The 21595-nt window shown below is 70.2% G+C and carries 19 protein-coding genes; 3 read left to right on the top strand and 16 right to left on the bottom strand.

Translation table 11 applies throughout. The features are described from left to right. Window positions 1-75: 75 nt before the first annotated feature. Window positions 76-453, top strand: coding sequence for a hypothetical protein (locus AB0O15_RS17365; protein ID WP_364319393.1), 378 nt, complete (start codon window positions 76-78; stop codon window positions 451-453). Here AB0O15_RS17365 and AB0O15_RS17360 read toward each other — a convergent pair whose 3' ends face one another. From AB0O15_RS17360 to AB0O15_RS17315, 10 genes are all read right to left on the bottom strand, one after another. Beyond that, on the bottom strand, window positions 454-741 hold the full coding sequence (locus AB0O15_RS17360) for a hypothetical protein (RefSeq protein ID WP_364319391.1): 288 nt from the start codon (window positions 739-741) through the stop codon (window positions 454-456). It lies immediately after the preceding gene. Window positions 742-911: 170 nt separating this feature from the next. Further along, window positions 912-1175 carry a hypothetical protein gene (locus AB0O15_RS17355; protein WP_364319389.1) on the bottom strand — a complete coding sequence of 88 codons (264 nt, stop codon included), beginning with the start codon at window positions 1173-1175 and terminating at the stop codon, window positions 912-914. 137 nt (window positions 1176-1312) lie between these two features. Next, window positions 1313-3454 carry a penicillin acylase family protein gene (locus AB0O15_RS17350; protein WP_364319387.1) on the bottom strand — a complete coding sequence of 714 codons (2142 nt, stop codon included), beginning with the start codon at window positions 3452-3454 and terminating at the stop codon, window positions 1313-1315. Between the two features lie 41 nt (window positions 3455-3495). Then, the gene (locus AB0O15_RS17345; RefSeq protein WP_364319386.1) at window positions 3496-5154 is read right to left on the bottom strand and encodes a sulfatase; all 1659 of its coding nucleotides are present in this window, start codon (window positions 5152-5154) and stop codon (window positions 3496-3498) included. Window positions 5155-5188: 34 nt separating this feature from the next. Continuing rightward, window positions 5189-6433 (bottom strand): threonine--tRNA ligase, encoded by a 1245-nt coding sequence (thrS, locus tag AB0O15_RS17340; protein WP_364319384.1) that lies wholly within the window; start codon window positions 6431-6433, stop codon window positions 5189-5191. Between the two features lie 168 nt (window positions 6434-6601). Next, window positions 6602-7972: a sugar ABC transporter substrate-binding protein gene (locus tag AB0O15_RS17335; protein ID WP_364319382.1), complete on the bottom strand. Its 1371-nt coding sequence runs from the start codon at window positions 7970-7972 to the stop codon at window positions 6602-6604. A gap of 13 nt (window positions 7973-7985) precedes the next feature. Beyond that, window positions 7986-8894, bottom strand: coding sequence for a carbohydrate ABC transporter permease (locus tag AB0O15_RS17330; protein ID WP_364319380.1), 909 nt, complete (start codon window positions 8892-8894; stop codon window positions 7986-7988). A 13-nt stretch (window positions 8895-8907) separates the two neighbouring features. Beyond that, complete coding sequence (locus AB0O15_RS17325) at window positions 8908-9840, bottom strand: sugar ABC transporter permease (protein ID WP_364319378.1); 933 nt, start codon at window positions 9838-9840, stop codon at window positions 8908-8910. Between the two features lies 1 nt (window position 9841). Next, window positions 9842-12037: an alpha-galactosidase gene (locus AB0O15_RS17320; protein ID WP_364319376.1), complete on the bottom strand. Its 2196-nt coding sequence runs from the start codon at window positions 12035-12037 to the stop codon at window positions 9842-9844. Between the two features lie 59 nt (window positions 12038-12096). Beyond that, on the bottom strand, window positions 12097-12252 hold the full coding sequence (locus AB0O15_RS17315; protein WP_364319375.1) for a hypothetical protein: 156 nt from the start codon (window positions 12250-12252) through the stop codon (window positions 12097-12099). On the opposite strand from AB0O15_RS17315, the gene AB0O15_RS17310 reads away from it, so the two are divergent. Next, entirely contained in the window at window positions 12251-12391 is a 141-nt protein-coding gene (locus AB0O15_RS17310; RefSeq protein ID WP_364319373.1) for a hypothetical protein, read from the top strand. The two genes, AB0O15_RS17315 and AB0O15_RS17310, sit on opposite strands and share 2 nt — an antisense overlap. On the opposite strand, the gene AB0O15_RS17305 is transcribed toward AB0O15_RS17310, so the two are convergent. The 6 genes from AB0O15_RS17305 to AB0O15_RS17280 form a co-directional block, all read right to left on the bottom strand. Continuing rightward, window positions 12375-15344, bottom strand: a complete 2970-nt coding sequence (locus AB0O15_RS17305; protein WP_364319371.1) for a glycoside hydrolase family 38 C-terminal domain-containing protein — start codon at window positions 15342-15344, stop codon at window positions 12375-12377. The genes AB0O15_RS17310 and AB0O15_RS17305 overlap by 17 nt on opposite strands. 13 nt (window positions 15345-15357) lie before the next feature. Then, on the bottom strand, window positions 15358-16389 hold the full coding sequence (locus AB0O15_RS17300; protein ID WP_364319369.1) for an ABC transporter ATP-binding protein: 1032 nt from the start codon (window positions 16387-16389) through the stop codon (window positions 15358-15360). A 58-nt stretch (window positions 16390-16447) separates the two neighbouring features. Beyond that, window positions 16448-17236 (bottom strand): ABC transporter permease subunit, encoded by a 789-nt coding sequence (locus AB0O15_RS17295; protein ID WP_364319367.1) that lies wholly within the window; start codon window positions 17234-17236, stop codon window positions 16448-16450. Then, window positions 17224-18072 carry an ABC transporter permease gene (locus AB0O15_RS17290; RefSeq protein WP_364319365.1) on the bottom strand — a complete coding sequence of 283 codons (849 nt, stop codon included), beginning with the start codon at window positions 18070-18072 and terminating at the stop codon, window positions 17224-17226. Before AB0O15_RS17290 ends, AB0O15_RS17295 begins: the two co-directional genes overlap by 13 nt. A gap of 1 nt (window position 18073) precedes the next feature. Then, window positions 18074-19201, bottom strand: a complete 1128-nt coding sequence (locus AB0O15_RS17285; RefSeq protein WP_364319364.1) for an ABC transporter substrate-binding protein — start codon at window positions 19199-19201, stop codon at window positions 18074-18076. A gap of 78 nt (window positions 19202-19279) precedes the next feature. Then, window positions 19280-20425 carry an LCP family protein gene (locus AB0O15_RS17280; RefSeq protein ID WP_364319362.1) on the bottom strand — a complete coding sequence of 382 codons (1146 nt, stop codon included), beginning with the start codon at window positions 20423-20425 and terminating at the stop codon, window positions 19280-19282. Between the two features lie 176 nt (window positions 20426-20601). Between AB0O15_RS17280 and AB0O15_RS17275 the strand changes: the two genes are divergently transcribed. Beyond that, the gene (locus AB0O15_RS17275; RefSeq protein ID WP_364319360.1) at window positions 20602-21591 is read left to right on the top strand and encodes a glycosyltransferase; all 990 of its coding nucleotides are present in this window, start codon (window positions 20602-20604) and stop codon (window positions 21589-21591) included. Window positions 21592-21595: the final 4 nt, after the last annotated feature.

Raw genomic sequence — 21595 nt, 5'->3', positions numbered from 1 at the left:
GAGGTGCCGACCGATGCCACACCAACTGGGCCAGGTCCGGGCCACCTCGCCCTCGGCGAAGTTGTAGAAGACCGCGTGCACGACTTCGGGCGGCGCGAGCCCGAGCGGCGCGAGCACCGCGGGGACGGCCACAACGCCGTCCTGGTCGCCCACCACATCGGCGGCACCGAGGCGCACGTCCTGATGGCCCTGAAAATGGGCCTGCGGGCGGAGAAGTTCGGCCGGGTCCACCACCTGCCCCCGGCGCGGCTGGCCGCCGTCGTCGACGGCCTGCGCGCCCGAGGCCTGGTGAACGCGGCCGGCGACTTCACCGACGCCGGCCGAGACCTCCGGGAACGGATCGAAACCGTCACCGACGAGCTGGCCGCGCCGGCCTACGAAGTGCTCAGCGCGGACGAGCTCGACGAACTGATCACCGGCCTCGACCCGATCACGGCGGCGCTGACGTCATGATCAGAAGGGTGGTGCGTCCTGGCCCATCAACGCCAGCACGACGCCGCCCTTGCCGCTCTTGAGGTTCTGGACCACAACCTTGCCGGTGCTGCCGTCGGGCAACTCCAACGTGAACGTCTTACCGACCGCGTTCTTGGGGCCGTTGCCGGCGTCGTTGGCGAGACGGAAGTCCCCGGCCCACGGCGGAACTCCGCCCTTACGGGCGGGCTCGGCGAAGAGCGCGGCGGTTCCTGGGATCCGGGTGCCGTCGGCGGCGAGAAGCACTGAGGCGCTGCGAAAGGTAGCCATATGCGCTAAGGATATCCCGTCCCGCCCAGATCCGGGCCACGACAAGCGAGCCATAACGCGAATGATTACCGGCCGCGGCTCTGATTTTGTCCCCGCCCACGGAGCCCGGCCCACCGGCAGCCCGCCACGCGGACGCTCGCCTTCCTGGTGCGAAGGCGGCCGCAGCCTGGTCAGCGGCGGCGCTGGTCGCTGTTGCGGCCGGGGGCGGAGAGGAAGATGGTGGCCGCGGGACGGCCGGTCACGGGCTCGTCGGCGATCGGCTCGGCGGGCTCGGCGGAATCGGGGTTGTGCACCCGTTCGTGTGCCGTGTCAGCCTTCTCGCGCAGCTGCTTCAAGGTGACCCCGCTCTGCTCGCCGCTCAGGTCGACCTCGATGCGGCAGAACTGTTCGCAGGGGTATTCGACCACGAGCACCGCCTGGCCCCCGAGTGTCATTCTGTGTCCTCGTCACCGCGAACAAGGCCCGCCTTGCTGCATCCGGGAAAGCTTCGCATGCCCCGAATTGTACGCAGGGGTGAAGTTGTCCACGCCGCCGGACCAGGCCATTCGGGCCCGGCGAGGGCGCCGGCGCGTCAGGGGCGCCGAACGACGTAGCGGCGTTCGATGTGGCCGGCGAGGTCCTCGGGGTAGAAGTAGACCGGACGGAGGTCGCCGGCGGCGTAGCGGGTGGCCTGGTCGTTGAAGTGCGGGGACTCGGGGTGGCCGCTGGCGCCGCCGGCCGTGATCGCCCAGGCTCGCAGGCGGGGGCCGAACTCGACGACGGCCACGAAGCTGTTGCCGCTGGTGCCGTAGTAGCGCTTCGTCCCGGGGTAGCGGCGGGCCCCGAACGAGGCGAGCGAACCCCACTGCGCCGAGGTGAACGGGACGGGGAGGCTGGGCCTGGTGTCGTCGAAGGTCTGGGTGATCGCGCCGTCGTTGCGCTGGAAGCGGTTGATCTCGCCCCAGGGCACCGGCCAGCGGCCGAAGTCCTGGGTCAGCCGGGTCACCGCCTCGTCGAGCGCGGCCAGGCGCTGGGCGTCGGTGGCGCGTTCGGCCAGGTAGTCCCACATGGACAGGCCCGCGTCCCGGGCGGCCTGGGCCAGCGGCGCCCACAGCGCCTCGGCCCAGAAGACGGCCAGCGACGTGGCGGTCGAGTGTGTGCCCCAGCGATAGTCCCAGCGCCGCAGCAGGGCGATCGGGTCGGCCAGACGCGGGTCGGGTGCCCGGTCCCACGCCGCGATCAGCAGCGGCACGAGGCGGTCGAAGGCGGTCAGGTACGGGTCGAAGGCGGCCGACATCAGCGTCCGCGGCGTGAACCGGCGCCGGGCGGTCAGCACCCGGATGGCCTGCGGCCCGCGCGGGTTCTCGCCGGCCTGGTCGAAGTAGCGCGGGAAGTCGTCGCGCCGGGGGCTGTCGGGGCCGGCCGCGGTCCACGGCCAGTTGTTCGAGTTGTACGCCCACCCGGTGCGCGGGTTCACCGCCTGCGGCAGGCTCGCCAGGCTGTGCAGCCCGTGCCAGTCGGTCGCCGGGTCGCTGCCGTCGACCGGGCGGCGGTAGTCGTACCGGTCGTCGCGGATCGGCATGAACTGCGGCATCAGGAACGCGATCTCGCCCCGGGTGTCCGCGAACAGCGTGTTGTTCGAGCTGTTGGCCTTGAGGCGCGCCACCCGCAGGTAGTCCGCGTAGTCGCGGGTCTTGGTGCGCAGGAAGCTCTGCTGCAGCGCCTCGAGCGGCTTGTTCATCAGGGCGAACGCGATCCACTTGCCGTCCGCCTCCCGCACGATCGGGCCGTGGTGGGTGGCGTACGTGGTGAAGGTGCGGGTCATCCGGGAGCCGTCGGCGGCGCGGTAGGCCAGGGTGATCTCCTTGGTCGTCACGGCCCGCAGCGCGTCGCCGTAGCGGTACCGCAGCCGGCCGCCGGCGCCGGTCACGATCGTCTCGGCGAACTCGTCGACGTTGTCGACGCCGCTGGAGGTGTGCATCCAGCCGGTGTGCTGGTTGAAGCCCTGGTAGATGAAGAACTGGCCCCAGGTCGCGGCGCCGTAGACGTTGAGCCCCTCGTCGCTGGTCACGTGTTGCTCGGAGCGGAAGAAGAAGCTGGTGTGCGGGTTGATCAGCAGCAGCGCGTGGCCGTCCCGGGTGTGGCCGGGCGCGATCGCGAAGCCGTTCGAGCCGCCGGGCTCGCGGAACGTGAGCGCGAGCTCGTCGTCGGTCATCGGCAGCGTACGCCCGCTGTAGAAGGCTTCGAGCTGGCTCAGCACCACCCGTTCGATGTCGCCGCCGATGCTGCCCTCGGAGAAGCTCAGCGGCATCCACGGCTCGAACCGGGTGATCACCTTCGGCCGCACGGAGGGGTGCGTCGCGAGGTAGTGGTTGAGCCCGTCGGCCCACGCCGTCATCAGCTTGCGGAGCCAGGCGGGGCACTTCAGGAAGTCGCGGCGAAGTGCGGCGGGATCCACGAACAGGCGCTGCCGCAGGTCTTGCCAGATCGCGGTCTCGCCCTCGGCCTCGGCCAGCCGGCCCAGGCTGACCAGGTAGTTCCGCTCGATCCGGGGGAAGTCGTCCTCGGCCTGGGCGTACATCATCCCGAAGACCGCGTCGGCGTCGGTCCGCCCGGCGACGTGCGGGATACCCCAGTCGTCCCGCGTGATGGTGACCCGGGTCGACGACGCGGAAGAGGGGAGGGGAAGGAAAGAGGCGGCCACGCCGCCGAGGACGTGCCGCCTGCTGACCATACATCAACGACTATCAGTACGTGGGGGTGCGGGCAAGAGCGTCAGTGCGACTTGGCGCCCGCCGGGGCGGCGAACGTGGTGAGGAACTTGTCGCGGAAGCTGTCCATCTTCCAGACCGGCGCGTCCTCGTCCGGGCGCAGGCCGTCCTGCCAGCCCCAGGACGCGATCCGGTCGAGGACCGCGGGGTCCTTGCTGACGATCGAGATCGGCACGTCGTGGCTGGCGTCGACGCCGCTGACCCGGGGCGCGGCCTGGTGGTCACCGAACATGATCATCACCAGGTCGTCGCTGCCGTACGTGGTGGCCCACGAGGTCAGGGCGTTGACCGAATAGCCGACCGAGGTGGCGTACGCGGTGCGCACCTTGCCGGTCGAGGTCCAGGTGTCCTCCTTGGGCCCGTTGGCGATCTGCGGGCCGTACACCGAGCCGTCGCCGACCTGGTTCCAGTCGATCATCTCGGGCAGCGGCGCCCACGGCGTGTGGCTGGAGGTCATCGTGACCTCGGCGAACAGCGGGCCGCGGTCGGGTCGCGAGTAGACGTTGCGCTGGAACGACGCGAGCGTGAACTGGTCCGGCATCGAGGACCAGCCGAACTGCGGGCCCTTGTAGCCGAGGTTCCGGGCGTCGTAGACCTCTTCGTACCCGTAGAAGTCCTTCTCGGGCCAGGTGTGCTTGTTGCCGGGCTCGATGCCGACGGTGTGCCAGCCGGCCTTCTGGAACGCCTTGGTGATGGTGAGCCGGTTGCCCGCGCCCGAGGTCAGCTGGCGGTAGCGCTGCTGCTGGTTGACCCACATGCCGGACTGGAAGGTGGCGTGGGCGAGCCAGCTGCCGCCGCCGTAGGTGGACGAGGTCAGGAAGGCGCTGCGGGCGTGGAAGCCGTCCGCCTCCAGCTCGGCGTTCGACTTCTGCAGCGCCGGGTCGACGATGGCGGCCATCTTCGGGTTCTCCAGCGCCGACCGGCCGTAGCTCTCCACCACGCCGATCAGCACGTCCTTGCCGCGCAGGGCCCGCAGCAGCTGGCCGGCCGGGACCTTGGCCAGCGGGTCGTTCGCCGCCTCGATCGCGAACGCCCGCTGGTCGTTGATCGACCGGGGGATGCCGGTCAGCGTGTTCCGCGCCAGCATCGCGGTGGTGTCGGAGGCGACCGGCGCGTACGGGAACAGCGTCACACCGACCAGCGCCAGCGCCACCCACGCGGCGATCCCGGCCGGCACCGCCCGCAGCGCGCCCGTCCGGTGCCGGGCCACCAGCCCGGACAGCCGGAGCACCGACCAGGCCATCAGGCCGATCAGGCCGATGCCGCCGAGGATCGCGCCGGCGACGGCCGCCACCGCCGCCGGCTTGCCCGAGGTCTCGGTGACGTAGTTGTAGCCGTCGCCGAGGAGCGGCCAGTCCAGCACCAGGTCGAAGCGCCGGGCCAGCACGTTGAGGAAACCGATGTTGATGATCTTGAGGATCGTGAGTACGCCGATCCCGGCGCCCATGATCAGCGCGGCCGGCTTCCGGAACCGGGCCGGCGCGACCAGCACCACCGCCGCCGCGACGATCGCCTCGATCGGCAGGCGCAGGAACGCGCCGGGCACCCAGGTCCCGGGCCGCAGCCGGCCGATGCCGTCGGGCACCACGAGGGCGACGAACACCAGCAGAGCGGCCAGCACCGTCAGGGACACGGCGAGGATCGAGCGTAGGCGGTTGGTCACGCCCTCTTGTTACGGACGATCCGCATACAACGGTTCAGCCGTGGAGATCATGTGATCGGGATTCCACCACCTCGGCTATCCGTCCGAGCGCCGAAGACACCTCCTGAGCTGGGATTTCCCGGCCGTCGCGGAGGCGCAGCGAGACCTGGCCGGCGGCGGCCTCCCGCTCGCCGATGATCCCGACGTACGGGATCTTCCGCAGCGCCGCCTGCCTGATGCGGGCACCGAGCGACCCCTCGAACGACAGCTCGGCGCGCAGATCCGACGCCGCCTCGACCAGGGCGCGCGCGGCGCCGTCCTGCGCGGGCGACACCGGCAGGACGGCCAGCTGGACCGGCGCGTACCAGGCCGGGAAGGCGCCCTCGTGCACCTCGATCAGGTGCGCGAAGAGCCGCTCCATGCTGCCGGCCAGGCTGCGGTGGATCATCACGGGCCGCTGCCGGGAGCCGTCCGCCGCCGCGTAGTCCAACGCGAAACGGGCCGGTTTGTCGTAGTCGACCTGCACGGTCGACAGGGTCTGCTCACGGCCGGCGTCGTCGCGTACCTGAATGTCGATCTTCGGGCCGTAGAAGGCCGCCTCGCCGGGCGCGTCCTCGTACTCGACTCCGGCGCGATCAAGCGCATCGCGCAGCACCTGCTCGGCTTGCGCCCACATCGCGTCGTCGTCGATGAATTTCGCGCTGCCGTCCCGCAGCGAGAGCCGGAAGCTGGACGCCCGGACGCCCAGGTCGGCGTGCGCCCGCCGGATCAGCCGCAGCTCCCGGCCGACCTCGTCGACGACCTGCGACGGCGCGCAGAAGGTGTGCCCGTCGTTGAGCGCGATCACCCGGACCCGGCTCAGCCCGCCGAGCACGCCGGAGCGCTCGGCCCGGAACATCTGCCCGATCTCGGCGATCCGCAGCGGCAGCTCACGATGGGAGCGGCCGCGGGACCGGTAGACCAGCGCGTGGTGCGGGCACAGGCTCGGCCGCAGCATGAGCTGATCGTCGTCGTCGAACGCGACGGCCGGGAACATGTCGTCGGCGAAGTGGTCGAGGTGCCGGGACAGCTGGAACAGGGCCGGGCGGCCCAGCGGTGGTGACACGACGTGCTGGTAGCCGTTGCGCCGTTCCAGCTCGCGCAGGTATTCCTCGACGGCGTGCCGGGCCGCGGCGCCGGCCGGCAGCCAGAACGGCAGGCCCGCGCCGGCCAGCGGGTCGGAATCGAACAGCTCGAGCTCGCGGCCCAGCTTGCGGTGGTCGGCCATCACGGTCTCCTTCTCGGTGTACGCCGTGAGCACACGCCCCGAGAAAGGCGCCAGGCCCGGGGCGAGGTGCCCCGGGCCTGGAAAAGTCGCGTTGTTACGCGGCGCCGGGGAGATCCGGCGTCGTCGTCATCACGAAGCGCAACATGCCTCGAAAATACGGCCGTGCCGACCGCGAGGCGACCGATTTATCCGACCACCTCTTTATCCGACCACCTTGAAGAGGTCGTTGAGCTGGTCGTTGACCTTGGTCAGCGAGCTGGGCGGATCGCTGCCGATGTACACCGAGTCCATCCGGGGATTGACCAGCGCGATGATGTCGGCCGCGTTGCTGGTCACCGGGAACAGGAACGTGGTCTTGTTCTTGACCTGATCGGTGAACGGCGTGACGTCCAGGTTCCGCTCCTTCTGGTTGTACTGGATGGCCAGCTCGGTCGCCTCCGGCCGGGCCGGGAACACCACGCCCGACTCGCCGATGATCTTCTGGCACTCGGCGCCGGAGAGGAACTTGACCCACTTGGCCGCGTTCTCCGGCTGCTTCGACAGCGTGGTGATGGAGTCGGCGAGACCGTTGAACATCGACGCCCGCTTGCCGGTCGGCCCGATCGGGGTGGGCGCGACGCCGATCTCCAGCGGCTTGCCGGCCTCGTCGGTCAGCTTGCTGAAGGTGGAGATCATCCACGAGCCGCTGATGCCCATCGCGGCGATGCCGGACTGGATCTGCTTGTCGGTGTTGATCGGGTTGGCCCCGCCGATCTCCGCGTACGTCGGCAGGTAGCCCTTCCGGGCCAGGCCGAAGTACCACTTCAGGGTGTCCTGGAAGGCGGGCTGGTCGAGGTTGAAGTGGGTGCCCCACGGGTTCTTGTCGGTGACCTGCCACCCGGCGCTGCCGGTGAACGCCGACCACTGGGTCTGCCCCCAGCCCTGGCCGCCGGAGCCCTCGGCCGACATCCCGTGCGTCTTCACCCGGTGGGAGTCGAAGCCGGGCTCGTCGCCGCGCTTGCCGTTGACGTCCACGGTCAGGTGGGCGACCAGCTTCTCGAACGAGCCGCCGTCCTGCGGGTTCCAGCTCAGGTTCTGCAGCTCGGCCGGGTCGACCCCGGCGTCGGACAGCGCCTTCTTGGAGTAGAACAGGGCGACCGTGTCCCAGTCCTTCGGCGAGCCGTACCGGTGGCCGTCCTGTCCCTTCCACAGCTCGGCCAGGCCGGGCTGGTAGTCGGTGTCCTGGATGTCCTGGGTCGGGCCGAGCTCGTCCAGCGGCCGGAGCACCTTCAGGTCGGCGAACTGGGCGAACCGCGCGAGGTGGTCGGTGAAGACGTCCGGTGCGGCGTCGGCGATGAATCCGGCGGTCAGCTTCTGCCAGTACGTGTCCCAGCCGTACTGCGAGATCCGTACGCTCAGACCGGGGTTCTGCCGTGCGAACGCGTCCGCGCACTTCTGATAGCCGGGCTGCTGACCGGAGTCCCACAGCCAGTACTCGATGACGCCGTCGGCGCCGCCCGCGGCACTGCCGCCGCACGCGGTCAGCAGGCCCATGGTGAGCGCGGCCGCACCCACTCTCAGTTTCCGCAACATGGCCGGGCCCTCCTCACTTGATCCCGCTGAAGCCGATGGAGTTGACGATGCGTTTGGCGAACAGCATGAACAGCAGCAGCATCGGCAGCGCGGCGACCAGGGTGGCCGCCATCAGCCCGGCCCAGTCCGGCCCGGTCTGCGGTGTCTGCGACTTGAACACGCCCAGCGCCACGGTCAGCACCCGCGACCGGTCGGTGTAGCTGACCATCAGCGCCCAGAAGTACTCGTTCCACGCGGCGATGTAGGTCAGGATGGCCAGGGTGGCGATCGGGGCCGACGACATCGGCAGGACCAGCCGGAAGAAGACCCGGGTCTTCGACGCGCCGTCGATCAGCGCCGCCTCCTCCACCTCGGACGAGATGCCGAGGAAGAACTGGCGCAGGAAGAACACCGCGAACGGGGTCATCAGCATGGTCGGCAGGGCGATGCCGAGCAGGGTGTCGACCAGGCCGAGCTGCTTGATCAGGACGAAGTTGGGCAGCAGCGTGAAGATGGCCGGGATCATCAGCCCGCCCAGGAAGAAGCCGAACACCTTGTCCCGGTGCCGCCACTTCAGCCGGGCGAACGCGTACGCCGCCATCGCCGAGAAGAACACCTGGCCCACGGTGACCAGGGTGGCCACGACCACCGAGTTGAGCAGGTAGCGCCAGAAGAAGATCTCCTGGCCGGCGCCGCCCTGGTCGATCGCCTCCTGGCCGGTCTGCGTGCCGAAGACCCGTTCGAAGCCGCCCAGGCCGGGCTGCACCGGCAGGATGCTGTCGCCGCCCGCGTAGAGCGCGTTGTTGCTGGACAGCGCGGTGCGCAGGATCCAGTAGAAGGGGAACAGGCTGGCCAGGATGACCAGGATCATGAAGGTCCAGGCGGCCGCCCGGCCGATGCTGAACCGCGGGGGAGCGGTGGCGTCTGCGGTTACTGCGGTCATCGTCGCCCGCCTCTCAGTTCAGATCCGACGTGGCGGCCCGGGTGAGCCGGTACTGCAGGAACGTGATGATCATCAACACGATGAGCAGCGCGACCGACATGGCCGAGGCGTAGCCGAACTGGAACCGGCCGAACGCGACGTCGTAGATGTAGTACTGGAGCACCCGGGACGAGTCGACCGGCCCGCCGCGGGTGGCGATGGCGACCGTGTCGAACACCTGGAACGACCCGACCACGGTGATGATCAGGACCAGCCCCAGGATCGGCCGCAGCAACGGGACGGTGATGCTGCGGAACATCCGGGGCTCGCTGGCGCCGTCGATCCGCCCGGCCTCGTACATGGTCTCCGGGATGGTCTGCAGACCCGCGAAGATCAGCAGGGCGGTGTAGCCGACGTGCCGCCACACGTTGACCGCCGCGATGGTCGGGATCACCCAGGCCTCGGACGAGAAGAACGCGATCCGCTCGACGCCGATCACCTCGAGCAGCTTGTTGCCGATGCCGAGCTGATAGTCCAGGACCCAGAGGAAGATCATCGCAGCGACCACATTGGACACCAGGTACGGCGTCAGCACGATCCCGCGCAGCCAGGTGCGCTTGGTCAGCCGCTGCATCATCACGGCGATGACCAGCGCCAGAATCGTCTGGAAGAGGATGTTGAGGAAGACGTACCAGATGGTGACCTCGAGCGAGTTCCAGAACACCGGGTCCTGGACCATCCGCACGTAGTTGTCCAGCCCGTTGAACTCCGGCGGGGTGAGCAGGTTGAACTTGGTGAAGCTGAGATAGATGCCGCGGAGGGTCGGCCACACCATGAAGACCAGGAAGCCGATCAGCGCGGGCAGGATGAAGAGGAGGGCGAGCCGCGTGTCATCGCGGCGCTTCGGTGTTCGTGGGGCGGTGGTCGTTCCGGTGGCAGCCGGACTCCTTGTCGTCGTTGTGGCCATCTCACTCCTTAGGCGTGGCCCCCAGTGCGTCCACGCTGCACAGCACGGCTTGGTCAGGTCGTATCCGCGGGAAGGCGAGCCCCGCGTGCTCCAGGGCGGCGCCGCTGAGCGTCACGCCCTCGTTCGCGGCGCCCCACCACGCCGGCCCGGTCCCGAACCCGGCGCCCGTGCCGTGCGACGGCGCCGACTGCGCCGCGCCGACGAACCGGGGGCGGATGCGGTAGCGGCGGGCCGGGTCGAGCCCGCGCAACCGCAGCCGGCCGGGCGGGTCGGGCGCCACGCTGTCCAGCGTCACCAGGGCGAACAGCGCGTGGTCGCGGTCCGGCGACACCACGCCGTGCACCAGCACGTTCGGGTCGGCGGTGTCCATCCGCACCAGGTCGCCGCCGAGCAGCAGGCCGCGGTGCTCCTTGAAGAACGCGATCCACCCGGCCAGCTCCCGCGACTCGGCCTCGGTCGCCTTGGCCAGGTCCCACTCGATGCCGAGGTGGCCGAAGATCGCGGTGGCCGCGCGGAAGCCGAGGTCGTGGCGGCGGCCGGTGGTGTGCGAGGCGCCCGAGGCGATGTGCGCGCCCAGGTACTCCGGCGGGACCAGCTGGGTGGTCCAGCGCAGCATCGACTGCCGGTCGTGCGGGTCGATGTTGTCCGAGACCCAGACGCGATCGGTACGTTCGAGCACGCCCAGGTCGACCCGGGCGCCGCCGGACGAGCACGACTCGATCTCCAGCCCCGGGTGCGCGGCCCGGATCTCGTCCAGCAGGCGGTAGAACGCCAGCGTCTGCTCGTGGACGCCGGGCCGGCCGCCGAGGGGCTGGGTGCCCGCCTCGATCAGGTCGCGGTTGTGGTCCCACTTGACGTACCCGATGTCGTACTCGTCTAGGATGGCGAGGATCTGACCCTTGACGTGCTCGTACGCCTCCGGCAGGCCGAGGTTGAGCACCTGCTGGTGCCGGGACTCGACCGGCCACTCGTCGCGCGCCGCCATGATCCACTCCGGGTGCGCCCGGGCCAGATCGGAGTCGGGGTTGACCATCTCCGGCTCGAACCACAGCCCGAACTGCATGCCCAGCTTGCGCACCCGGTCGATCAGCGGGTGCAGGCCGCGCGGCCACACGTCGGCCGAGACCACCCAGTCGCCCAGCCCGGCGTGGTCGTTGCGACGGCTCCCGAACCAGCCGTCGTCCAGCACGTAGCGCTCGACGCCCGCGGCGGCGGCCCGCTCGGCCAGGTCGAGCAGCCGGTCCAGGTCGTGCTCGAAGTAGACGGCCTCCCAGACGTTCAGCGTGACCGGCCGGTCGGGCGACACCCGGGGCTCGCGGGCGCGCAGGTGCCGGTGGAAGCGCCGGGCCACCTCGTCCAGCCCGGTCCCGAAGGCGCCGTAGAGCCACGGGCTCCGGTAGCTCTCGCCGGCGCCCAGCCGCACCTCGCCGGGCAGCAGCAACTCGCCGCCGCCGAGCACCTGCTCGCCGGTGAAGACCCGCTCGGCGTAGTGCGTGTGGTTGCCGCTCCACGCGGTGTGCACGGCCCAGATCGCGCCGTCGGCGAAGCCGAACCCGGGCGTTCCGGCGTGCAGCAGGTAGGCGCTGTCCGCCCCGGTCCGGCCCTTCCGGTTCTCGCGCAGGTGGGTGCCGGTGGTCAGGGGTCGCCGCTGCGGCCGCCGTTCGAAGTTGTGCCGCCCGCCGAAGTCCAGCAACTCCGCCGCCTCGGCCGGCGCCGGGAAGGCCAGCACCAGGTCGTCCAGCTGGTAGGTGTCGTCGGCGTGGTTGGTGAGCGTGGCGTTGGCTCGGAGCAGCCCGCTCGGCAGCAGCTCGAGGACGACGGTCAGGCCGAGCCGGTCGCCGTCGATGGCGGTCACCTCGAGCACGCCCGGCCCGCTCGCCACGAAGCCGTCCACCGGCTCGCCGTTCAGCCGTACGACGGTCGTGCGGAAGAACGGAGACCAGCCCCGGCCCTGGTACGAGCCACGGATGCCCGGCCGCCCGGTCCAGCCCAGGTGGTGCTCGGGCAGCACCGACGGCCGTGGCACCGGTTCGACGTTGTTGCTGCCCAGCACCGGTTCGGCCGCGTCGGCCAGCGCCTCGGCCTCGGCGGCGTCCAGCCCGGGCAGCTCGGCGCCCCAGTGGACGATCGCGGGCAATCGCCCGTCGCGCAGGTCGACGAGCACGGTGACACCGGCAGCGGACAACGCGACAAGCATCGGCGACCTCCGAGCGGCTAAATCTTTAGCGCGAGTCTGTGCCGTGTTTCATCAATGTGTCAAAGATGATCCGCGGCTGCATCTCGGCCGCCACCGAACGCGGCCACGTGGTCCTGATGGCCGACAGCGAGGGCGTCGACGAACTGGAGGAGCCGGCCATCCGGGCGCTGCTGGCCCGCGGCGTCGACCGGTTCGTCTACGCCGTACTTCGACATGGGCTGCCGAGCAATCGAACTGCTGCTCGCCGAGACCAGCGCAACCGGGGCGGCCGAGCCGCGGGTGCACAAGCTCGTGATGAGGTTGCGCGCCCGCGACTCGGTTGCGGCGCCGTCGGTGATCAGCTCGCCCGCTTGATCCGAAGCGTGACGATCTCGAACGGCCGGAGAGAGAAAGAACGTTCGTTCTCGCTCGAGCCGGCCAGCGGACGTTCGTGCAGGTCGGTCCGCACGAGGCCGGCCACCTCGAACGAAGTGTTCACAGTCGTGCGGCCCGGCGTACCCAGCGACTCGTAGAGCCGGACCACGACGTCGCCGGAGCGGTCGTCGGCCAGCTTGACCGCCTCGATCAGCACGCCGGGGTCGCCCTCCAGCCGGACCAGCGCCGGCACCCTGCGCCCGCCGGTGCGGGTCGACGGCGGCAGGTTGAGCTGGTAGCCCGCGGCGATCGCGTCGGCCGGGGACGCCGCCGGGACGAACCGGAACCCGAACGTGTGCTTGCCCTGGTCGGTGTCCGGGTCGGGGAACTTCGGCCCGCGCACCAGCGTGGCCCGGATCTGGGTGGCCATGCCCCCGCCCGGCCGGGCCACCCGGCGCACCTCGTGGCCGTACGTCGCGTCGTTGGCCAGCGCCACGCCGACCGGCTCACCCACGTGCACCCAGCGGTGCGCCGCCACCTCGAAGCGGGCGGCGTCCCAGGACGTGTTGTCGTGGGTGGAGCGGGTGACGTGCCCGAACTGGGTCTCGAAGCGGGCCCGGTCGGCGTGCACGTCGGCGTCGAAACCGAGCTTGAGCAACCGGTGCTGCTCGTGCCAGTCGACGTCGACGCGGATCTCCACGCCGGCCTGGCCGGGCCGTACGGTGAACGTCTGCCTGGCGGCCGACCGGCCGAACGCCCGCTCGACCACCGCGAACGCCGAGCCGTCGGCGGCCACCCCGGTCTCGAACGACACCACTTCGGTGACGTCCTCGACCGTCTCCCGGTAGTGCCGGTCGATGTCCCAGGCGTCCCAGTGGGCGGGATAGTCGGGGTGCAGCTGGAGCCGGGCGCCGCGCCCGTCCGGAGCGATGGCCTCGGTGCCGGTGGCCACGTCGACCAGCGAGGCGATGGTTCCGTCCTCGGCGAAGGTGACCTCGGTCCGGTCCGTCCGGAGGGTCCGGCCGTCGACCTCGGCCCGGCGGCTCGGCACCGGCGACTGGATGGTGGCGGCGCCGGCCGTGGCGTCGAACACGACAGCGTTGTCACCGGCGCCGGCCAGGACCTTCTGGGTGGTCTCGATCAGCGTGCCCAGTTCGGCGGCCAGCGCGGCGTACGTCTCGCGGGCCTCCCGGTGCACCCAGGAGATCGACGAGCCGGGCAGGATGTCGTGGAACTGGTGCAGCAGCACGGTCTGCCACAGTTCGCGGAGCCGGTCGTACGGGTAGTCGGCCACCCCGGCCACCGCCGCGGTCGTCGCCCACAGTTCGGCCTCGCGCATCAGGTGCTCGCTGCGCCGGTTGCCGCGCTTCATCCCGGCCTGGGAGGTGAGCGTGCCCCGGTGCAGCTCGAGGTAGAGCTCGCCGTACCACTGGGGTGGGTGCGGCAGCTCGGCCCGCGCGGCGTCGAAGAACGCCTCGGGCGCTTCCAGCCGTACCCGGGGGACGCCTTCCAGATCGGCGGCCCGCCGCGCCCGCGCGAGCATCTCGCGGGTCGGACCACCGCCGCCGTCGCCGAACCCGAAGGGGAGCAGCGACCGGGTGGCCGCGCCCTTCTCCTTGAAGTTGCGGGCCCCGTAGTTGAGCTCCTTGACGGTGACCTCGCCGTTGTACGTGTCGGCCGGCGGGAAGTGGGTGAACACCGAGGTCCCGTCGATGCCGACCCACTCCAGGGTGTGGTGCGGGAAGCGGTTGACCCGGTTCCAGGAGATCTTCTGGGTCAGGAAGTAGTCGATGCCGGCCTGCCGGACGATCTGCGGCAGCGCGCCGGAGTAGCCGAACGAGTCGGGCAGCCAGGCCACCCGGGTCTCGTGGCCGAGCTGCTCGCGGAAGAACCGGGCGCCCTCGGTGAACTGCCGGACCATCGCCTCGCCGCCGGGCAGCACGGTGTCGGACTCCACCCACTGGCCGCCGACCGGCACGAACCGGCCCTCGGCGACCCGCTGCTTGGCCCGCTCGAACAGCGCCGGGTGGTCGTCGCGGAGCCAGGCCCAGTGCTGGGCGGCCGACATCACGTAGACCAGGTCCTCGTTCTCATCCATCAGCTGGAGCACGTTGGCCACCGTGCGGGCGACCTTGCGCCGCGTCTCGCGCAGCGGCCACAGCCAGGCCGAGTCGATGTGCGCGTGGCCGACCGCGCTGACCGTGTGCGCGCTGGCGTTGGCCGGCGCTTCGAGCACCTTGACCAGCGGCTCACGAAGAAGATCAACATCGCTTGTCCCGTACGCGTCGAGCAGGTCGAGCGTCCGGTCGAGGGCGCGGGTGGCCAGCGCCCGCAGCGTGATGTCGATGCCCTCCTCGTTGAGCAGCCCGGCCACCATCTCGATGTCGTGCACCAGGCCGGCCAGGGCCAGGTCGCGGACCACGATCCTGGCCGCGTCCAGCGTGTAGAGCGGGTCGTCGCTCGCCGTCGAGCGCTCGCCCAGGGGTGAGGGGGCGAACTGGGAGATGCCGTTGCCGAAGAACTTCGGGTTGGCCGCCGCCTCCAGGTAGAGCTCGACCGGGCCCTCGCCGGGCAGCGGGATCCAGGTGTTACGCGGCTCGACCGCCTTGATCACGGTGCCGTCGGCCGCGTACACCAGCCCTTCGGACTGGAACCCGGGCATCTGCTCGCCGGCCCAGCCCAGGTCGACCTCCAGCTCGACGCGACCACCGCGGGCGTCGTCCGGGATCGTGCCGGTGAGCCGGAACCAGGTCGTGTCCCACGGCCGGCCCCACCGGCCGCCGATCGGGAAAGGGTGGTAGTCGGCTTCCTTGGCGACCTTGAACGGGATCGGCTCGCCACGCACCTCCCACGCCTGCACCTCGACGTCTGCCACCGGGGTGGCGACGGCCGGGAGCAGGCGGTCACGGAGGGCGCGGTCGAGCCGATGCTGGGTGATGTCCTCGGAGTGCATGCTCCGATACTGGTCAGGAAATGCCCTCCAGCGCTACCGCTACCGGCCGCAACTCGACCCGGACCGGGGTGCCGGGGGCCAGGTCGGCGACGGTTCCGGACGCCACCTGAGCGGTCACCAGGTCGTCACCGACCTGGACGATCACCCGGCTGAACGGCCCGAGGAAGCTCGCCGTGAGCACCTTCCCGGCGCCCGCCGGGTCGGGCACCACGTCGACCGACTCGGGCCGGACCAGGGCGGTGACGTTCGTCGCCCCGGTGGCCGGCGACACCAGGGGGAGCGTGGTGCCGAGCACCTCGACGCCCTCGCCGGTGAGGACGCCGGGCAGCCGGTTGCTCAGCCCGACGAAGTCGGCCACGAACGCGCTCGCGGGGGAGAGGTAGACGTCGGCCGGCGCGCCCAGCTGCTCCAGCCGGCCGGCCCGCATCACCCCGACCCGGTCGGCGACGGCGAGCGCCTCCTCCTGGTCGTGGGTGACGAACAGCGTGGTCGTGCCGACCTCGGTCTGGATCCGCTTGATCTCCTCGCGGAGCTGCACCCGGACCTTGGCGTCGAGCGCGGACAGCGGCTCGTCGAGCAGCAGCACCTTGGGTCGGATGGCCAGCGCCCGGGCCAGCGCGACCCGCTGCTGCTGGCCGCCGGAGAGCTGATGTGGGTAGCGGTCGGCGTGCTGCTCGATGCCGACCAGCTCGAGCATCTCCGTCGCCCGTCCGGTCGTCCTCTCGCGGCCGCGGAGCTTGAGGCCGAACTCGACGTTCTGCCGGGCGGTCAGGTGTGGGAACAGGCTGTAGGCCTGGAACACCATGCCCATGTCGCGCCGGTTGGCGGGCAGCCGGGTGATGTCCTTGCCGTCCACCACGACCTTGCCGCTGTCGGCGTCGTCGAGCCCGGCCAGGATCCGCAGGGCGGTGGTCTTGCCGCAGCCGGACGGGCCGAGCAGCGCGATCAGCTCGCCCGGGTGCAGTTCCAGATCAAGACCATCGAGCGCGTGTACGGTGCCGAAGGTGCGCCGCAGGCCTTGCAGATGTACGGCGACGCCGCTCATGCAGTGTCTCCCAACCAGAAAATGACAAGACCGCGATCATGATGCTCGCTTCGCTCGATCATGACGCCTTCTTCCTTCGATCGCCGACCAGGGACAGCAGCAGGAGCAGCACGAACGCCAGCAGCAGGGCGGCCAGCGAGACGGCCACCGACATGGTGGCGCTGCTCTTGCCCAGGAGGTTGATCGCCACCTGAAGGTTGGTGCGGTTGAGCAGGGAGGCGATGGTGAACTCGCCGAGCACCAGGGCGACCGTGAGGAACGCCGCGGACAGCACCGCCGAGCGGATGTTCGGCAGGACGACTCGCGTGATCACCGTGAACCAGCTCGCGCCCAGGCTACGGGCCGCCTCGGCCAGCGTCCTGACATCGATGGCCGACAGGCCCGCGTCGATCGATCGGTAGGCGTACGGCAGGACCAGGATCGTGTACGCGAAGGTCAGCGTCAGCGACGAGCCGCCGATCAGGTAGTTGACCCACGCGTAGACCGGCGCCAGCCCGACCACGAGCACGATCGCCGGGATGGTCAGCGGCAACAGGCAGAGGAACTCGACCAGCCGGCGCAGGCCGGGCAGCCGCAGGCGTACCCAGATCGCGGTCGGCACCAGCAGCACCAGCATGAGCACCGCGGTCAGCGCCGCCTGCCCGAGCGACATCACGATGCCGTCGGCCAGGTCGGGATACGTCTCGCTGAGCTGCGGCCAGTCGACCAGGGTCGACCAGGTCTTCTGGTCGCCACGGGTGGTGAACTCGACCATCGCCACCAGGGGGAGGACGAAGAACACGCCCAGCAGACCCAGGACGACCCATCGGAAGACGCTCTGGCGCCTTCGGAACGTCAGCCGAGCCATCGCGCCGTCCTCCTCTGGAGCAGGGCGTAGAGCGTCATGACCACCGCGACGACCACGATCATCCCGAGCGCCATCGCCTTGCCGACGTTGGCCTGGCCGAGCACGACCTCGCTGGTCAGCGCGCCGCGGATCTGCAGCGGGATGATCGGGCTGCCCTGGCTGACCAGGGCGGCCGCGGTGGCGTACGCGGAGAAGGCGTTGGCGAACAGCAGGAGCGTGCTGCCCAGGAACGACGGCGCCAGCAGCGGGCCGGCCACCTTCGCCCAGTAGACCCAGGTCGTGCCGCCCAGGCTCTCGGCGGCCTCCCGCCACTGCGGCCGGATCCCGTCCAGCGCCGGCAGGAAGACGATCACCATCAGCGGGATCTGGAAGTAGGTGTAGACCAGCACCAGGCCCGGCAGGTCGAACAGCCACACGCCGCCGGAGTAGATGTCCACGCCCGCGTCGTTGAGGGCGACCGTGACGAAGCCGGAGAGGCCGATGGTGGCGATGAACGCGAACGCCAGCGTGACGCCGCCGAACTGGGCCAGCACCCCGCACGCGGCGGTCACCGCGCGCCGGAGCAGACCGCCCGGCTTGGCCGTGACCAGCGCGTACGCCAGCAGCGCCCCGAGCACCGCGCCGATCAGCGCGGTGCTCGCGGACAGCAGGATGCTGCGCCCGAAGGCGTCCAGGATGTAGCCCTGGCCGAGCGCCCGGACGTTGGCCAGGGTCACGCCACCCTCGTCGCCGGCGAACGCCCCGACCACCACGACCAGCGTCGGGGTGATCAGGAAGATCGCGACGTAGGCGAAGAACGGGACCGTGCCGAGCGCTCTTTTCGCGATACCCAGCACGTCAGCTGATGGCCTTGGCCCAGTTGGCGGTCAGGTATTCCTTGGCCTTGGTGGTCTGCGCGTCGGTCTGGAACACCGGCGTGCCCTCGGTCTTGGGCAGCGCGGCGTACGTGGCCTTGTCGATCGTGCCGGCCTTGTCCATCGCCTCGGCCCGAACCGGGCGGGCGCCACCCTTCAGCCACAGGTTCTGGCCCTCGTCGGAGTAGAGGAACTCCTGCCACAGCCGCGCCGCGGCCGGGTGCGGGGCGTCCTTGCTGATCGCCTGCACGTAGTACGAGCCCACCACGGCGCCGGCCGGCACCACGGTCTTCCAGGCCGGGGTCTTCTTGGCCTGGGCCACGTTCAGGTAGTCCCAGTCGATGACCACCGGTGTCTGGCCCGACTCGATGGTCGCCGGGGTCGGGTCGACCGGGAGGAAGTTGCCGGCCGCCTTCAGCTTCTTGAAGAACTCGACGCCGGGCGCGATGTCGTCGGCCGAGCCGCCGTTGCCGAGCGAGGCCATGACCACGCCGGAGAACGCCGCGCCGGCCTGGGTCGGGTCGCCGTTCAGGGCCACCTTGCCCTTGTACTCGGGCTTGAGCAGGTCGGTCACGCTCGCCGGGGCGGGCACCTTGGAGCTGTCGAACCCGATGGCCATGTAGCCGCCGTAGTCGTTGGTCCAGGCGCCGCTCGCGTCCTTCAGGTTGTCCGGGATCTCGGCCCAGGTCGACACCTTGTACGGCGCGAACTTGGCGGTGTTGGCGCCGGCCACGGCGCCGCCCAGGTCGAACACGTCGGGCGCCTTGTCCTGACCCTTGAGCTGGTCGGCGGCGTTGATCTCGTCTTGGCTGGACGCGTCCGGCTGGGCCGAGTTGACCTTGATGCCGTACTTGGTGCCGAAGGCCTTGATGATCTCGCCGTAGTTGGCCCAGTCCGGGGGCAGCGCGATGACGTTGAGCTGGCCCTCCTTCTTGGCCTCGGCGATCAGGGCGTCCAGGCCGCCCAGGTCGGCCGCCGACGCCGCGGTCCCGGCGGCGGTGCCGGACGCGCCGCCGCCCGAGTCCTTGTCCTCGGGTGGTGCGCAAGCCGCGGTAGCCGCGAAAGCCGTGGCCGCCACGACGGCGACGGCTGAACGTGCAAGGGTCCGCACTGAAATCCTCCTCGGGGGTCAGCGTTGATCTTGGCCGAGGGCAGTAGGCGGTTAGGCAAACTTCAGCTGACCAGTGACTCAGGTTTGGGCCACGACCTCGGGGTGCGACCGGATGAATGCCGCCAGGTCATCGTTGCGTACCGCTTTGAGCATCTGAAGGCTCAATTCGGTCAAGATCTCAACGCTGCCGATGCCGGGGATCTCGTCGCTGTGGAATTCGCCGTCGTTCGTCTTGAGCGTGACCAGCTCGTCGGGCTTCACCTCGCGCATCGCGAAGACCCAGTCCTCCAGCGGGATGCCGCCGTCGTCCACGGTCATCGTCTTACCGACCGCCTGGAGCAGCCCGGGCAGCTTCTGCGGCGAGCTGAGCCCGTCGTCCACCGCCTGCTTCATCAGCGCGCGCAGGAACTGCTGCTGGTGGCGCTGCCGGCCGTAGTCGTAGTCGCCGTTCTCGAGCAGGTCGCGCTGCCGTACGAAGTCGAGCGCCTCGGTCGGGTTGAAGCAGTGATCGCCCTTCTTGTACGTGTTTGGCGTGGTCCCCGAAATCTTGTGGCGGATCGTGCCGTCGGTGTTCAGCTTGTACGGGACCGTCGGCTCGCCGGTCTTGTTGTTCCGCCCCTTGTGCACCGATTTGGTGGTCTCGTCGACGTACATGCAGACCTTGCCGAGCACCTTGACGACGTCCGCGAAGCCCTCGAAGTCGATGATCGCGCCGGCGTCCGGGGTGATCCCGGTCAGCTTCTTCACGGTCAGCGCCAGCAGCTCGAAGCCGCCGGACAGCGCTTTCGGCCCGGTCAGGCCGCGGCTGCCGAACGCGAACGCCGCGTTGATCTTCGCCTTGCCGCCGGGGTAGGGAACCGCGCCGTTGTCGTACTTGGGGATCGACACGTAGCTGTCCCGCGGCAGCGACACCATGTAGCCGGCGTCATGCGAGGCCGGGATGTGCAGCAGGATGATCGAGTCGGAGCGGGTCAGCGCCGACGGGTCCTGGTTCTTCCGGGTGTCCACGCCGACCAGCAGGATGTTCTTGGCCCCGGTGACCGACACGTGTTCCCGCTCGGGCGCCTTGCGCACCGACCCGAGCAGGTTCTGCTTGGTCACCGTCCTGGTCGCCGAGCTGACCGTCGCCTTCATCGCGGCGACGGCGCCACCGCTGCCCACCACGAGCAGGGCGCCGACCCAGACAAGAACAAGAGCCCAGCGAGGGGTACGGCGTTTGGACAACGAAGGGCTCCTCGGGGCGGCGGACGTCGCGGGCGGAAAGATCTCGGTTCCTAGACGCTTGCTGTCACCCGAACGGTTGTCAGTTATCCAGAAGTTCACACTCCCGTAGTGAAAACGGACCGGACAGTCGGCTAGTTGTCACCACCGCGACGCCCGAAGTCCCTATAGTGGCGCGGATGTCTGCGAATCCGGACGTAAGCGTTGTCGTGCCCACCAGGTTCCGCCCCGATCTCGTCGTCCGGGCGGTGCGCAGCGCGCTCGCGCAGACCCATGGCGACCTTGAAGTGGTCGTGGTGATCGATGGTCCGGACGAGCCGACCGAGAAAGCCCTGGCCGCCCTCGGCGACGTGCGGGTCCGGGTGATCACGCTCCCCGAGAAGGGTGGCGCGCCCAACGCCCGCAACCAGGGCGCCCGGGCCGCCACCGGTAAGTGGGTGGCCTACCTCGACGACGACGACGAGTGGCTGCCGTCCAAGCTGGAGATTCAGCTCGCCGCCGCGGCCGCGTCGACGGCGGCGCTGCCGGTCGTGGCCAGCCGGCTGATCAACCGCACGCCGCGCGCCGACTCGATCATGCCGCGGCGGCTGCCCGGCCCCGACGAGCCGATCAGCGAATACCTGACCGTACGCCGCGGCCTGTTCTACGGCGACGGGTTCATCCAGACCTCGACCATCATGGCGCCGGCCGAGCTGTTCCGGCTGGTGCCGTTCACCGTCGGCCTGCGCCGCCAGCAGGAACTCGACTGGACGCTGCGGGCGCTGCAGCAGGAGGGCGCCGAGCTGGTCTACGCGTCCGAGCCGCTGGTCCTCTGGCACCAGGATGAGGACCGCGAACGGATCACCCTGACCGCACCCTGGCGCGAACAGCTCAAGTGGCTGCGCGCCAACCAGACGTTGTTCACGCCGCGCGCGTACGCCGCGTTCACAATGAGCGTGATGTCCTCGATGGCCGCGACCACCCGAAGCTTCGCCGTCTTCCGCGAGATCCTGGCCGAGGCGCGCGGCTACGGGCGACCTGGAATCATCGACTACGTGACGTTCCTGCAGATCTGGGCGCTGCCGCCCGGCATCCGGTCGCGCCTCCGCGACAGGGTGCTCGGCCGCACCGCCGCCCCCACGTCCGTGCCCGCCCAGGCCAAGCGCTCCGCGCGGGTAGATGTCGGCTGATCCC

The organism is Actinoplanes sp. NPDC089786 (genome assembly GCF_040684855.1).
Lineage (GTDB): Bacteria > Actinomycetota > Actinomycetes > Mycobacteriales > Micromonosporaceae > Actinoplanes.
This window is presented reverse-complemented; position numbering and strand designations above follow the sequence as displayed.

What these genes read in the sequence shown, in the direction of transcription:
- AB0O15_RS17360 (WP_364319391.1), bottom strand. Translation starts at nt 741, where the DNA reads ATGGCTACCTTTCGCAGCGCCTCAGTGCTTCTCGCCGCCGACGGCACC.
- AB0O15_RS17355 (WP_364319389.1), bottom strand. Translation starts at nt 1,175, where the DNA reads ATGACACTCGGGGGCCAGGCGGTGCTCGTGGTCGAATACCCCTGCGAA.
- AB0O15_RS17350 (WP_364319387.1), bottom strand. Translation starts at nt 3,454, where the DNA reads ATGGTCAGCAGGCGGCACGTCCTCGGCGGCGTGGCCGCCTCTTTCCTT.
- AB0O15_RS17335 (WP_364319382.1), bottom strand. Translation starts at nt 7,972, where the DNA reads ATGTTGCGGAAACTGAGAGTGGGTGCGGCCGCGCTCACCATGGGCCTG.
- AB0O15_RS17330 (WP_364319380.1), bottom strand. Translation starts at nt 8,894, where the DNA reads ATGACCGCAGTAACCGCAGACGCCACCGCTCCCCCGCGGTTCAGCATC.
- AB0O15_RS17325 (WP_364319378.1), bottom strand. Translation starts at nt 9,840, where the DNA reads ATGGCCACAACGACGACAAGGAGTCCGGCTGCCACCGGAACGACCACC.
- AB0O15_RS17320 (WP_364319376.1), bottom strand. Translation starts at nt 12,037, where the DNA reads ATGCTTGTCGCGTTGTCCGCTGCCGGTGTCACCGTGCTCGTCGACCTG.
- AB0O15_RS17310 (WP_364319373.1), top strand. Translation starts at nt 12,251, where the DNA reads ATGGGCTGCCGAGCAATCGAACTGCTGCTCGCCGAGACCAGCGCAACC.
- AB0O15_RS17315 (WP_364319375.1), bottom strand. Translation starts at nt 12,252, where the DNA reads ATGTCGAAGTACGGCGTAGACGAACCGGTCGACGCCGCGGGCCAGCAG.
- AB0O15_RS17305 (WP_364319371.1), bottom strand. Translation starts at nt 15,344, where the DNA reads ATGCACTCCGAGGACATCACCCAGCATCGGCTCGACCGCGCCCTCCGT.
- AB0O15_RS17300 (WP_364319369.1), bottom strand. Translation starts at nt 16,389, where the DNA reads ATGAGCGGCGTCGCCGTACATCTGCAAGGCCTGCGGCGCACCTTCGGC.
- AB0O15_RS17295 (WP_364319367.1), bottom strand. Translation starts at nt 17,236, where the DNA reads ATGGCTCGGCTGACGTTCCGAAGGCGCCAGAGCGTCTTCCGATGGGTC.
- AB0O15_RS17275 (WP_364319360.1), top strand. Translation starts at nt 20,602, where the DNA reads ATGTCTGCGAATCCGGACGTAAGCGTTGTCGTGCCCACCAGGTTCCGC.